The sequence below is a fragment of the Rhizobium arsenicireducens genome (genome assembly GCF_964021225.1).
This window is the reverse complement of record NZ_CAXHYK020000001.1, coordinates 2,392,617-2,405,697: the sequence shown is the minus strand read 5'-3', so window position 1 is coordinate 2,405,697 and position 13,081 is coordinate 2,392,617. Positions and strand designations below refer to the sequence as shown.

At 61.9% G+C, this 13,081-nt stretch carries 12 protein-coding genes; 5 read left to right on the top strand and 7 right to left on the bottom strand.

Translation table 11 applies throughout. From position 1 onward, the window contains the following. Positions 1–110: 110 nt before the first annotated feature. Complete coding sequence (locus ACWPVA_RS12045; protein WP_454287918.1) at positions 111–1,334, bottom strand: DnaJ C-terminal domain-containing protein; 1,224 nt, start codon at positions 1,332–1,334, stop codon at positions 111–113. 197 nt (positions 1,335–1,531) lie between these two features. Continuing rightward, on the bottom strand, positions 1,532–1,981 hold the full coding sequence (locus ACWPVA_RS12040) for an RT0821/Lpp0805 family surface protein (RefSeq protein WP_454287917.1): 450 nt from the start codon (positions 1,979–1,981) through the stop codon (positions 1,532–1,534). A 65-nt stretch (positions 1,982–2,046) separates the two neighbouring features. Between ACWPVA_RS12040 and pdxH the strand changes: the two genes are divergently transcribed. Further along, on the top strand, positions 2,047–2,667 hold the full coding sequence (pdxH, locus tag ACWPVA_RS12035) for a pyridoxamine 5'-phosphate oxidase (protein WP_454287916.1): 621 nt from the start codon (positions 2,047–2,049) through the stop codon (positions 2,665–2,667). Between the two features lie 52 nt (positions 2,668–2,719). On the opposite strand, the gene ACWPVA_RS12030 is transcribed toward pdxH, so the two are convergent. Continuing rightward, positions 2,720–3,763 carry a polysaccharide deacetylase family protein gene (locus ACWPVA_RS12030; RefSeq protein ID WP_454287915.1) on the bottom strand — a complete coding sequence of 348 codons (1,044 nt, stop codon included), beginning with the start codon at positions 3,761–3,763 and terminating at the stop codon, positions 2,720–2,722. A 123-nt stretch (positions 3,764–3,886) separates the two neighbouring features. Further along, positions 3,887–5,344, bottom strand: coding sequence for an MFS transporter (locus ACWPVA_RS12025; RefSeq protein ID WP_454287914.1), 1,458 nt, complete (start codon positions 5,342–5,344; stop codon positions 3,887–3,889). 86 nt (positions 5,345–5,430) lie between these two features. Here ACWPVA_RS12025 and soxR point away from each other — a divergent pair, with 86 nt between their 5' ends. Beyond that, on the top strand, positions 5,431–5,883 hold the full coding sequence (gene soxR / locus ACWPVA_RS12020) for a redox-sensitive transcriptional activator SoxR (RefSeq protein WP_454287913.1): 453 nt from the start codon (positions 5,431–5,433) through the stop codon (positions 5,881–5,883). Between the two features lie 264 nt (positions 5,884–6,147). Beyond that, complete coding sequence (locus ACWPVA_RS12015; protein ID WP_454287912.1) at positions 6,148–7,464, top strand: serine hydrolase; 1,317 nt, start codon at positions 6,148–6,150, stop codon at positions 7,462–7,464. Between the two features lie 46 nt (positions 7,465–7,510). On the opposite strand, the gene ACWPVA_RS12010 is transcribed toward ACWPVA_RS12015, so the two are convergent. From ACWPVA_RS12010 to ACWPVA_RS12000, 3 genes are all read right to left on the bottom strand, one after another. After that, positions 7,511–8,041, bottom strand: coding sequence for a GNAT family N-acetyltransferase (locus ACWPVA_RS12010; RefSeq protein WP_454287911.1), 531 nt, complete (start codon positions 8,039–8,041; stop codon positions 7,511–7,513). 43 nt (positions 8,042–8,084) lie between these two features. Beyond that, entirely contained in the window at positions 8,085–9,500 is a 1,416-nt protein-coding gene (gene tldD / locus ACWPVA_RS12005) for a metalloprotease TldD (protein ID WP_454287910.1), read from the bottom strand. 115 nt (positions 9,501–9,615) lie between these two features. Continuing rightward, positions 9,616–10,140, bottom strand: coding sequence for an invasion associated locus B family protein (locus ACWPVA_RS12000; RefSeq protein ID WP_454287909.1), 525 nt, complete (start codon positions 10,138–10,140; stop codon positions 9,616–9,618). Positions 10,141–10,457: 317 nt separating this feature from the next. Here ACWPVA_RS12000 and coxB point away from each other — a divergent pair, with 317 nt between their 5' ends. Both coxB and ctaD read left to right on the top strand, forming a co-directional pair. Then, a complete protein-coding gene (coxB, locus tag ACWPVA_RS11995) occupies positions 10,458–11,342 on the top strand; it encodes a cytochrome c oxidase subunit II (RefSeq protein ID WP_454289579.1) in 885 nt (294 codons plus the stop codon). Positions 11,343–11,360: 18 nt separating this feature from the next. Next, positions 11,361–13,046 (top strand): cytochrome c oxidase subunit I, encoded by a 1,686-nt coding sequence (gene ctaD, locus ACWPVA_RS11990; RefSeq protein ID WP_454287908.1) that lies wholly within the window; start codon positions 11,361–11,363, stop codon positions 13,044–13,046. The last annotated feature ends 35 nt before the right edge of the window (positions 13,047–13,081 follow it).

Genomic DNA, 13,081 nt, shown 5'->3' with positions numbered 1-13,081 from the left:
AAGACGTTCAATTGACCCTGCCTATGGCATAGCCGGGATCACGGTTCAAGATTGCATCGGATCATCAACTGTAAGGCGGCGTAACAAAGGGTGTGGTCGTCACAAATACTTCATAAAAAGAGACCTTCTCGCATGACGCGCATAAGATCGGTCACTTTGTCGTCCGGCTTTTCCCACAGCATGACGCGCAGTTCCACCGCCAGCGCGCCGCGGCCGCCTTCGCCGTTCGGCAGGCCGAGGTCGTCGATACGAATTACCTGATCCGAACTCGACCAGGCGGGAACGGTGATGTCGAGCGGACCGTTCGGCGCTTCGACCTTTGCGTCGCAACCGAGAACCGCATCTTCCAGCGTGATGGGCAGGACCGTCTTGAGATCGTAGCCGTCGACTGTGAATTTCTCGTCCTTGGCAACCCGCACCGTGACCGCCACGTCGCCCCGACCCATGCCCTGAAGTTTCAGGCCCTGGCCTTTGAGCCGGACCACATGCCCCTGGGTGACGCCGCCCTCGAGAGGGACGCGCAACTCGCGGCCGTCGGATAGTGTGATGGGGACGGATTTCTCAGCCAGCAGATCGTCAATCGTCACGGTGGCTTCAACGACCAGGTCGGGCGCCTTTTCCGGCGGCGGCTGGATGCCACGGATACGCCGCACAAACGAGCTCAACAATTCGATCGGCGCGAGGATCGAAGCGGGTCTGGCGGAGCCGGACGATTGGTCGTTCTCGGCTCGTTCGGCATCGGCCTCCACTTCGCGCCTCAGGGTCTCTGCCGCGGCGGCTGCTTCGGGTGTATTGCCGAAGATGCGTGAGACCAGATCTTCGGGACTTTCTCCGGGGCCATTGGGTTTGCTCTGGGGCTGCTCTTGAGCTTGAGCTTGAGCCTGGGCCTGACCTTGAGCCGGAGCTGGCGACGGCGTCGCGTCAGGTTGAGGCTTTTCCGACTTGGCCTGTGCGGCTTGGGCGGCCTGAGCCTGCTTGTCGGCCTTGGCCTTCTCGGCTTCTGCCTGGGCGAGTTCGGCGAGAATCCGCTCGGCATTCGCCTTGGCGATCTTGGCCTTCTCGGCCGCCTCGCGGGCAGACTGGCGCTGCTGCATGATCGTCTGCTCGCGCTCGAGCGCCTCGACCTTGTTGCGTTGCAGGTCGTAGCGGCTGCGCTTGGCCGGATCCTTCAACACCTCGTAGGCGCGGCCGACTTCGGTGAAGCGTTGATTGGCCTCGGGGTCGTCGCGGTTCTGGTCGGGGTGAACGCTCTTCGCCTTCGTCCGCCAAGCCGCCTTGATTTCCTCAGCTCCCGCATTGCGCTTAACGCCGAGCACTGAATAGAGATCGCGCATCTGGGTCACCAATTGACAAAGGTCGGCGCGTCTCCGCTCGTGCGGACGCGCCGGCATGAAACAACTACCGGCCTGCCATGCTCCTGGCGTACCGGTCCACAATGCGGATGATTATTGCAGCAAGAAGCTAATCAGTGGTTACGCGGTCGCGGCACTCTTGCCTTTTGCCAAGTCCGCGTGTCCGTCCGCGGCCAGGCTCAGGGCCGCCGGTCGAAGCTCATCAACTGCCATTGACCGGAGCCTGTGGTGCAGGTCTTGCCGGAGAAAGAGGCGATGCCCTCGTAGGAATGGCGAGTCGTGGAGAAGTCGCGGCACACGACGCCATTGGCCTTCTGCTCCTGGATCGTGGTCACCACGCCGGCGCTGCCGGTCGCTGCATTGGCCCAGGGCAAAGGGTTGCCGGCACGCGAAAGATCGGCGGAAGAGACGGCGTTTTGTACCGTCAGTTCGTCGGAACGGCCCTCATCGGATTTTCTTGTCGAGACGGTATGGGTGGAAATCGATCGATCGACGTCGGAGCCGAACAGGTCCATGCCGCCGCCAAAGCAACCGCTGATCGGCAGTGTCGTGGCGAGAACGATGAGTAATCGGCTCTTACCCAACGGCTCGCCCTTTTTGCGCTCGTTCGACTTTGCTATGTCTCTCAATGGGCGTCCTGTCCAATGTCCAGACCTTGGGCAATATTGAAGAGTTCGGGAGCATTTGAGCCAATATGTCAGAGACTGGGTTAACAAGCGGTGACTTCACTGAGGAAAACGAACCTTTCGCGCTGTTCGGCGCATGGTTGAAGGACGCCGAGGGCTCGGAGATCAACGATCCCAATGCAGTTGCGGTTGCTACCGTTGATGAGAACGGTCTGCCCAACGTGCGCATGGTCTTGCTGAAGGAATTCGATTCCCGGGGATTTGTGTTCTACACGAATTTCGAGAGCCAGAAGGGACAGGAAATTCTCGGCCAGAAAAAGGCGGCGATGTGCTTTCATTGGAAATCGCTGCGACGGCAGGTGCGTCTGCGCGGCGAGGTCGAGGTCGTTTCGGACGAGGAGGCAGACGCCTATTATCAGTCCCGCCCGCTCGGCAGCCGCATTGGTGCATGGGCTTCGAAGCAATCGCGTCCGCTCGAAGGCCGCTTCGCACTGGAAAAATCTGTTGCCGAATACGCCGCCCGCTACGCATTGGGCAATGTTCCCCGCCCGTCCTATTGGTCCGGCTTCCGCATCAAGCCCACGTCGATCGAGTTCTGGCACGACCGCAAGTTCCGCCTGCACGACCGCATCGAATTCCGCCGCGAGACGCCGGATGCGCCGTGGCACAAGGTGCGGATGTATCCTTGAGCGGAAGTTCAGGCCGGCGCATCTGCCGCCAGCGTCCATGCGGTTGCGCGGATCAGCCGGTTAGTCGAAAGGGAATGCCGGAGGCGAGCGCCGCTACATAGCGTGGCTTCTGGTAGTAGCCGTTGAGTGAGACGCGCGGCAGAAGCAGCGGCTCGGCAAGCGCTCCATCGTCAAGGGTCGCAGCCCTGGTCGTCACGGCAAGGGTGAAGCCGGCCTTGGCAGCAAGTGCGGCGATACGTTTCGATGCACTTCGTTCATCGCCGTAAGGATAGGCGAAGCTTGTCGGTCTGCGGCCGGTCAGCGCTTCGACATAGTCGGCGCTGCCGGCCAGTTCGTTCAGCGCATCCGCATCATCGAGAAAGTCCATTGCCCGGTGGCTGATCGTGTGGGCGCCGAGGCTGGCAAGCGGATGCCGCGCCAGCGTCTTCAACTCGTCCGCCGTCATCACCAGTTCGGCAACGATCGCCTCCGGGGCGATGCCGACGCTGCGCGCGGCCGCATCTAGCCTTGCGATTGCCAATGGCTCCTGCGGTCCGCAGATCCCGTCGCAGGTCAGATCGCAGACCGCCCGCTTGGCGGGGATACTCCTGATGTTGCGGGTTTTCGGACCTTCGTCGGTCTCGATCGTGAAGCGGTCGGTCGCGTTCAACAGCGCCTCGGCGGTTTCCCACCAGATCGTATGACTGCGTTCGGAAAAACCCTTGGTGACGAAGACCGTGAACGGTACATTGTGACGCTCGAAGACAGGCAGGGCATGTTCGGCATTGTCACGATAGCCGTCATCGAGGGTAAAGACGGCAAAGGGCGGTCCGTCCGAGGTGGCCGCGAGCAGACGAGGAACGTCGTCGAGCGCTGCGAATTGGTAGCCCTCGGCCTTCAACCGCCGGATCGCCGTGTCCAGGAACTCCGGTGTGATCTCGAGATGACCATTCGCATTGAGTGGCAACGACAGGTAGGGACGCACGTGATGCAGGGTGAAGATCACGCCGCGACCACGCGCCTGGCGCATCGCGCCGAGCCGATTGAGGATCTGGGATGCCTCCAGGCCGCCGGAAATCACGGCCTTGCGCAGAAAGCCTTTCAGGATCGCCTTCATCGTCCCTCCTTGGTTTTGCGGGGCAACATCATTGACCATCCCTAGCAGATGCGCGTTAAACCTTGCTGAAGGGCCGATGCGTGCTCTCTTTGATGTCTTTCTGATTGGCGCGACCCAAGGTACTCAGGCCAGAAGCCGGACCGCGCGACGGGCCGCCAGGAGGGCAGGGACGGCCCAGACCAGCGCAATGGCGAAGGTGAAGGTCAACACCCCGCGCATCGTATCGATGGATTGTGCCGTGGCAAGCCCTGCGCCATTGGCGCTGAGACCTGCAAACGCTGCGCCGAGCGCAAAGCCTGCCGATTGAAGTGTCGGCAAGAGCGCCGAAGTCTTGTCGCGCTCATGGTCCGGGGTCACATCCATCAGCATCTGGCTGAGATAACCCCAGCTCAATCCGAAGGCTGAGCCAACGATGACCTGCGCGATTGCAAGCATGGTGAAATTCACCGTCCCGATTGCGCCGGAAAGGGTCGCAAAACCCAGCACCAGCAGCATGGGCCCAAACCATATCGCGACCTGTTTTGATCGTTTGGTCCTCAGGTTAGCAACGCCGATCGCCGTAATGCTCCAACTGATCGCCATCAGTGCGCCAAGCGCGCCGGCCAACGTCGGGCGGTAGCCGAACAGATATTGCAGCGAATAGACGAGATAGACACTGCTCGTCGCCTGCGAGAGCGGCATCAGCAGGACGACCCACAACCCGAGACCGAGCGGCGACCGTGTGGAGAATGCCCCTTGCGGCAAGATCGAATCCTGCGCGCGCCGGTCGAGGCGAACGGCGCCGAGAACCATCAGCAGGGATACCGCCACCATTGCCGCCGTGACGGATATGGAGCCAGCAAGACCTGCCACCAGCATGGAAACGAGACCGGCCGAAAGCAAGGTCAGCCGCAGCGTCGGGAATTGCAGCCGCCGGCCAGCCTCGGCTCCCGCTGGCACGCGGACGACTGCGAGCAACAGGAAGAGGGCTATGAGCGGCACGTTTACGAGAAAGGCCACCCGCCAGGAAAAGGCTTCCGTCAGGGAACCGGCAAGCACAGGCCCGCCGAAAGCGGCGACCGCCCAGACGCTCGCCTCGGCCCCGAACACCTTTGGCACCAGCGCGGGCGGAAACATCTCCGGAATCAGCGCATAGCAGATGGCGGCGATGATCCCTTCGCCGATCCCTTGGCAGATCCGCCCGCACAGCACGGTGTTCATGTCGGAGGCCAGGGCAGCCGCCAGCGTTCCGACCAGGAAGACCAGGGCGGCGGCAAAGAGAATGGTCCTTGCGCCGTATCGTTGCTTGAGCAGCGCGGCGCTGGCGCCCGCCACGATCGAAGCCACCAGATAGAGGGTCACCGACCACGAGAGCAGTTCCGCCCCACCGATCTCGCCGACTGCCGTCGGCAGGACCGTGCTTACCAGAAACCCGTTGAAGGCATAAAGCGCTACCCCCATGCACAGCATGGTCGTCGTCGCGAGATAGCGCGGTGCGAGCAGTTCGATCCAGCGCCCGCTCACTGCTATATCCAATCGTTGGTCGAGAGCGCCGGCAACCAGCGTATCTGCGTCGTTCGTCGTCTCGGTCGTTGGCTCCATGACTTCATTTCCCCTGTTGGATTTCGATCATGCGGGATGCTACAACCTCAACCATTGTTGAGGTAAAGAGGCGAGGGGCCAACAAAATGCAGGGTATGACCGTCGGCGAAATAGCCAGGCGTAGCGGCGTCGCCGTGTCGGCGATCCACTTCTATGAACGCAAGGGATTGATCGCGGCGCATCGGACAGGCGGCAATCAAAGACGCTTCGATCGATCCGTTCTTCGGCGCATCGCTCTCATCAAGGTGGCTCAGCAGATCGGCGTGCCCTTGTCCGAGGTCTCCGATCAGCTCTCCGTCCTGCCGGCAGACCGCGCACCGGACCACGATGACTGGCACAAGATCGCCACCCGCTGGTCGGGCGAACTCAATCGCCGTATCCGCATGCTCGAGGCGATGCGCGACAGCCTCGACGGTTGCATTGGCTGCGGCTGCCTGTCCATGACGCGGTGCGCGGTGATCAACCCCGACGATCGGCTGGGCGAAGAAGGGCAGGGACCCGTAGCCCTCGCTGAAAAGAGTGGCGAAATTGGGCGGTAAGGCCGCAAGCTGCGCCCCGCTCCGCGATTGACCACCGGTGAGCGACGTCCGCACTCAAATGAGCATCCCCGGATCCAGCCTCGCGACATTTACCTTTTGTTAGGTGCGGACGTGAAACTTTTGGTTAACACTTGTGGGTCGCTCTCGCGCTTGCACGATTGTCGCCCCATTCTTGGTCTACCGAACACCCGTCTTTAGTCCTGACAGAGCCCGTCGTCGAAACGTGCGGCGCCCTGACACAGCCCTGCCGCCTTTGGAGGATGCATGAAGAAGTTGTTGATCGCGCTTTCGTTTCTCATGGCGATTGCCGCGTTTTCGACAAATGCGGCCGCTGGAAGCGCTCAGCTTCTCCTCGACGCCCGTACCGGCGAGGTCCTGGCCTCGGAAAATGCCGACAGCCTCAATCACCCGGCCTCGCTGACGAAAATGATGACGCTGTACATGGCATTCGATGCGATTCGTCGCGGCAAATTGTCCTGGGACAGCCCCGTGCCGTTTTCCAAATATGCTGCGGCCCGTCCGCCGACCAAGCTTCAGGTCAAGGCCGGTGACTCGATCACCGTCAAGGAGGCCGTACTGGCGATGATCGTCAGGTCCGCCAATGACGCCGCCGCCGCCATGGCGGAGAAACTCGGTGGCACCGAAAGCCAGTTTGCCGCGATGATGACGCAGAAGGCTCGCTCGCTCGGAATGTCGAATACGACCTTCGTAAACGCCTCCGGTCTGCCGGACGTCCGCCAGATTTCCACCGCGCGCGACATGTCAACCCTCGGCGTCGTGCTGCTGCGCGACTTCCCCGAGGAGTACAAGCTGTTCAACACCAAGAGCTTCACGTTTCGCGGGCGTACCATCAAGGGCCATAACAACCTGATGTACCGCTACAAGGGCATGGACGGCATCAAGACCGGCTACACCAATGCCTCCGGCTTCAACCTGGTCAGCGCCGTTCGGGACGGCAATCGCCGGGTGATCGGCGTGGTGATGGGCGGACGCTCGGCGGCAAGTCGCGACAAGATCATGGAGAAGCTGATTTCCGGCAATATCGCCAAGGCATCGGGCGGTACCCGTCTCCTTGCCAGCAACTCGACCCGCGTCGGCATGGATTTGGCCCGGCTTGGTGATAATGTGCCGGTTCCAGCGCCGCGTCAGGATGCACTGGCCGCTGTGATCGGCCTGGCAAGCGCAAGTCCGGTCGCCGCATCGACGCTCGGCACGGCCTATGCCAAACCTGTCGAAGCCGCTGCTGCCGCAGTGTCGAGCGATGATGCCGCCCTTGTGCCGGAGACCGAAATCCCGCTGGCGCAGCCCGCAGCCGCAGCCGTCAAGGGAGGTGGCTGGCAGATCCAGATCGCCGCCGCATCCAGCGCCCAGTTGGCAATGGAACTACTGGCCGATGCCAAGGCCAAGGTCGGCGGCGCGCTGGGTAACCGCGACACCTATACCGAAGCCGTGACCCGCGACGGCTCGACCTTCTATCGGGCCCGCTTCACAGGTTTTGCCAGCAAGGCAGAGGCGCGCTCTGCCTGCAACCTGCTGGTCAAGAACCGCTACGATTGCGTGCTGATGCCGGCCCGGGGGTAGCGAGCTGTCTGCTCGGCAGTGAGCCGGGCAGGATCTTCCCTTCGGTTCAGGGGGCCCACAAGGCCGGCCGCATCCAGAAGGCGGGAAGCTTCAGGGCGCCGCCGCGCGCCGGGCGGGTCTCCTCCAGGGTGAGCGATTGCCATGCGTCCTGCCATTCTGCCGGCAGCGGGTAGGGCGGCTCTATCCGTTTTTCCGTCTCGAAGCCGAAACGGCCATAGTATCGGGGATCGCCGAGAACCAGCACCCGTGCGACGGAGCGCGCTTTGAGCCGGCCCAATCCTTCTGCAACCAGCGCCTTGCCGAACCCCTGCTTTTGCATGGCGGAGGCCACGGCGAGCGGGGCGAGGAGAGCCATATTGGCAGGCCCGCCATCTATGCCGCACAGCGTGAAAGCGATGTGCCCGACCAGTCGGTGTCCGCCAATTGCCACAAGCGAAATGACAGCGTCCTCGCGTGACCGATGCAGATCCTCCACCAGAGAAAGCAGATCCTCCTCCGGAAAGGCATCCGGATAGAGTTGCAGAAGCGAATCCAGATCGGACGTCCGCGCCGCGCGAATCTCGATCTCGTTTTCCATGTCGCGCCGAATGTCCCTTATGCCTGCGCGGCTGGCCGCAACCTCAAGCCCTGGTCCCGCCCACCGTCACCTGGTCCATCCTCAGATGCGGCTGGCCGACGCCGACCGGCACCCATTGGCCGGCCTTGCCGCAATTGCCGATGCCCTTGTCGAGCGCCATGTCGTTGCCGACCATGGAGATGCGCTTCATCGCGTCGGGTCCGTTGCCGATCAGCATGGCGCCCTTGACCGGCGCGCCGATCTTGCCGTCCTCGATCATGTAGGCCTCGGTGCAGCCGAAGACGAACTTGCCCGACGTGATGTCGACCTGGCCGCCGCCGAAGGAGACGGCATAGATGCCGCGCTTCACCGAGGCGATGATCTCTTCCGGGCTCTTGTCGCCGGACAGCATGTAGGTGTTGGTCATGCGCGGCATCGGCTGGTGCGAATAACCCTGGCGGCGCCCGTTGCCGGTGGCCTTCATCCCCATCAGCCGGGCATTTTGCCGGTCCTGCATATAGCCGACAAGGCGGCCATTCTCGATCAACACGTTATAGCCCGAAGGGGTGCCTTCGTCGTCGATGGTGATCGAACCGCGCCGCGCGTCGATCGTGCCGTCATCGACCACGGTGACGCCGGGGGCGGCGACCATTTCGCCCATCAGCCCGGCGAAGGCCGAGGTCTTCTTGCGGTTGAAGTCACCTTCCAGCCCATGGCCGACCGCCTCGTGCAGCATGACGCCCGGCCAGCCATTGCCAAGCACCACGTCCATGGTTCCGGCCGGCGCGTCGATCGCCTCGAGATTGACCAGTGCCTGGCGCAGCGCCTCGTCGGCGCCATGCTGCCAGCTCTCCTGCGTGAGGAAGTCGGAAAAGGCCATGCGGCCGCCAGTGCCATAGGAGCCGCTTTCCTGTCGGTCACCCTTGCCGGCGATGACGGAAATATTGATCCGCGTCATCGGCCGGATGTCGCGCACTCGGTGGCCGTCGGCGCGCAGGATTTCCACCACCTGCCAGCTCGCAGCGATCGAGGCGGTGACCTGGCGGACGGTATCGCCCTTGCTGCGCAGATAGGCGTCGATTTCGGTCAAGAGCTTGACCTTCTCCTCGAAGGAGGGCGCACCGATCGGATTGCCTTCGCCATAGAGCTTGGCATTGGTGCGCTGCGGTGCGCTCGCATAGGAGCCGGAATAGCCATGCGTGACGGCGCCGACCGCGTCTGCTGCGCGGGAAAGGGCGGAAAGCGACAGCTCTCCGGCATGCGCATAGCCGATGGCTTCACCCGCAACCGCCCTCAGGCCGAAGCCCTGATCGGTGTTGAAACTACCGCCCTTGAGTCGGCCATTGTCGAAGCTTAGTGATTCTGCCTGAGCATGTTCGACGAACAACTCCCCGTCGTCGGCGCCGGCGAGTGCTTTTGACACATGCTGACGCAGCGTCATTTCGTCGCAGTCGAACAGGCCGAGAAGGTCGTGGGTCATGAAAATCTCCTTGCGATGGTCGCCCCGATGTAGGCGCATTGCGACCCGCCGACAAGGTTCGACCGGAGCCATGGCCCCGGTCGCGCATCACTTTATGGAGAAGGCGGCGGATGTTTCAGGGCAGCGTGTCGTAGCCCTCGGCGAAGCCGGCAAGCTCGATTGGAATCCCGACCCGGTCCTGGTCGGCCGACTCACGCAGAGCAAAGACGGCATTCTTGCCGGCGCGCAGGATCTTCATCAGATCATCATCGATCTCGACCTCGACATAGCAGCCCTCGGAAAAGCAGCGGGTGAAATAGGCGCGGCCGATATTGTTGCCGTCGACATAGAGTTCCATGCCGTCCTTCAGCAGAACGCCGAGCGGAGCCAGAATGCGCAGGATCTTGGCCTTGCGGTCCGCCGTCTTGAGAACCACCACGGACAAGCCCACTTCGGGCCGGTCTTCGGCGATCACGTTCTGCATCAGCGCGCATTGCTCAGCGGAGGCGCCGGCCGGCGTATCGCAGATTACCGACCACGCGCCGTGGTTGGAGCGGATGGTTCCGGGCTGCTGCTGCTGGGCTCCGGCTGGGGCGACGAGCGCGGCAATAGCGACGGCGCTTGCGATCAGGCCCGACCGGTAAAGTCTAGGAAGACCCATGGGTACCTCTGGAAATCGAATCATCCCTGACATTCATGGCGTCCGGGCGGGAAAAATGAAAGCCCTGCGTCCGTGTTTTCCAAGCGAGTGAGGCTTAATTGCGGCCGGCCTTGTCGCCAGGCCGGCCAGCCTGGACGCGCAGGCTGGATTGGCAGTGGATGGTTCGCGAGCGAAATTGATGAAGCGCAAAAATGCCGTAGGGGCATTTGGCCGGACGTATTGCGAATGCGGCCAATCTGTGATTTTAAACGCTCATGATAGCATGAATTTCGCGTTATGATTTGATGTGGATCAAACGCTTGGGGAGAAACATCGTGATGAAGAGAGCTTTTGCAGCATCGGCCGCCGCGGCCTGTCTGCTTTTCGCTTCCGGCAGCTTTGCGGACCAGCCGATCGACTGGCAGATGGGTTTGCAGCCGGCGGCAACGTCGATCATGGAGCAGATTCGCTGGTTCGAGCAATACACCCTGTGGTTCATCGTCCCGATCACGGTCTTCGTCCTGCTGCTGCTCATTGTCGTGGCCGTGCGATTCCGTGCCGCCTCCAATCCGGTGCCGTCGAAGACCAGCCACAATACGGCGATTGAAATCGTCTGGACGGTCGCTCCGGTTCTGATCCTGCTGTTCTTCGCGATCCCGTCCTTCAATCTGCTCTCGGCACAGCTGACGCAGCCGGAAAATCCGGATGTGACGATCAAGGCCACCGCAACCCAGTGGCAGTGGAATTACGAGTATGACGGCGAGGCCGAACTGTCTTTCGACAGCTACATGCTCAAGGAAGATGAGCGGGCTGCTGCCGGCAAGGAAGACAAGGGGATCTACCCCCGCCTTCTCGCCGTCGACAATGAAATGGTCGTTCCTGTCGGCAAGTCTGTTCGCCTGCTCGTGACTGCCGCTCCGACCGACGTCATCCATGCCTTCGCCATGCCCGCCTTCGGGGTCAAGATCGATGCCGTCCCGGGTCGCCTGAACGAAACCTGGTTCAAGGCAGACCGCGAAGGACTGTTCTACGGCCAGTGTTCCGAACTCTGCGGCAAGGATCATGCTTATATGCCGATCGCCATCCGCGTCGTCTCTGAAGAGCGCTATGCCGCATGGCTGCAGGCCGCCGAATCCGATCTGGAGGGTGCCAACCGGGCCCTGATGGCCGCAGTCGACGGTGCGGATACGTCCGTGCGGCTCGCTGAAAACGTTTCGAATTAAGGAAGAGGAGTGCGGACAATGGCTGGACCTGTTGCCCACGACGATCACGCCCACGGTCAAGGCGCGCATCATGACGACCATCATGACCACAAGCCCGGTTTCTTCACCCGCTGGTTCTTCTCGACCAACCATAAGGACATCGGCACCCTCTACCTGATCTTCGCGATCTTCGCCGGTCTCATTGGCGGTGCGCTCTCGGTTGCCATGCGCATGGAGTTGCAGGAGCCTGGCATCCAGATTTTCCACGGTCTCGCCTCGATCGTCTATGGCTTCGAGGGTGATGCTGCCATCGACGGCGGCAAGCACATGTACAACGTGTTCACCACCGCGCACGCACTGATCATGATCTTCTTCATGGTCATGCCGGCGCTGATCGGCGGCTTTGCCAACTGGATGATCCCGATCATGATCGGTGCGCCGGACATGGCCTTCCCGCGCCTGAACAATATTTCCTTCTGGCTGGTCATTCCGGCCTTCCTGCTGCTGGTGCTGTCGATGTTCGTCGAGGGCCCGTCGGGTGCCTATGGTGTCGGCGGTGGCTGGACGCTCTATCCGCCTCTGGCGACCTCAGGCCAACCCGGCCCGGCCGTCGACCTGGCGATCTTGTCGATCCACATTGCCGGTGCATCGTCGATCCTCGGTGCAATCAACTTCATCACCACGATCCTCAACATGCGCGCTCCGGGCATGACGCTGCACAAGATGCCGCTGTTTGCCTGGTCCGTTCTCGTCACCGCATTCCTGCTGCTGCTCTCGCTGCCCGTTCTGGCAGGTGGCATCACCATGTTGCTGACCGACCGCAATTTCGGCACGACCTTCTTCGCACCGGAAGGCGGCGGCGACCCGATCCTGTTCCAGCACCTGTTCTGGTTCTTCGGTCACCCGGAAGTGTACATCCTGATTCTGCCCGGCTTCGGCATCATCAGCCACATCGTCTCGACCTTCTCGAAGAAGCCGGTTTTCGGCTACCTCGGCATGGCCTATGCCATGGTCGCGATCGGCGCGGTCGGCTTCATCGTCTGGGCCCACCACATGTACACGGTCGGCCTGTCACTCGCAGCGCAGCGCTACTTCCTCTTCGCCACCATGGTCATCGCGGTGCCGACCGGCATCAAGATCTTCTCGTGGATCGCGACGATGTGGGGCGGTTCGCTGTCCTTCCGCACGCCCATGGTCTGGGCGATCGGCTTCATCTTCCTGTTCACCGTCGGTGGCGTCACCGGCGTGCAGCTGGCAAACGCTGGTCTCGACCGTTCGCTACACGACACCTACTACGTGGTGGCTCACTTCCACTATGTTCTGTCGCTCGGCGCCGTGTTCGCGATCTTCGCTGCCTGGTACTACTGGTTCCCGAAGATGACCGGCTACATGTATTCGGAATTCCTCGGCAAGCTGCACTTCTGGGTGATGTTCATCGGCGTCAACATGGTGTTCTTCCCGCAGCACTTCCTCGGCTTGGCCGGCATGCCGCGTCGTTACATCGACTATCCGGACGCCTTTGCCGGCTGGAACTATGTGTCCTCGATCGGCTCCTACCTCTCGGCCTTCGCCGTGCTGATCTTCCTGGCCAGCGTCTTCGAAGCCTTCGCCAAGAAGCGCATCGCCGGCAACAACCCGTGGGGTGAGGGTGCGACCACGCTCGAGTGGCAGCTCTCGTCGCCTCCGCCGTTCCACCAGTGGGAACAGCTGCCGCGCATCAAGTAAGCGCAGCGGTCAATCAATTGCGGGTGCCGCGCTCT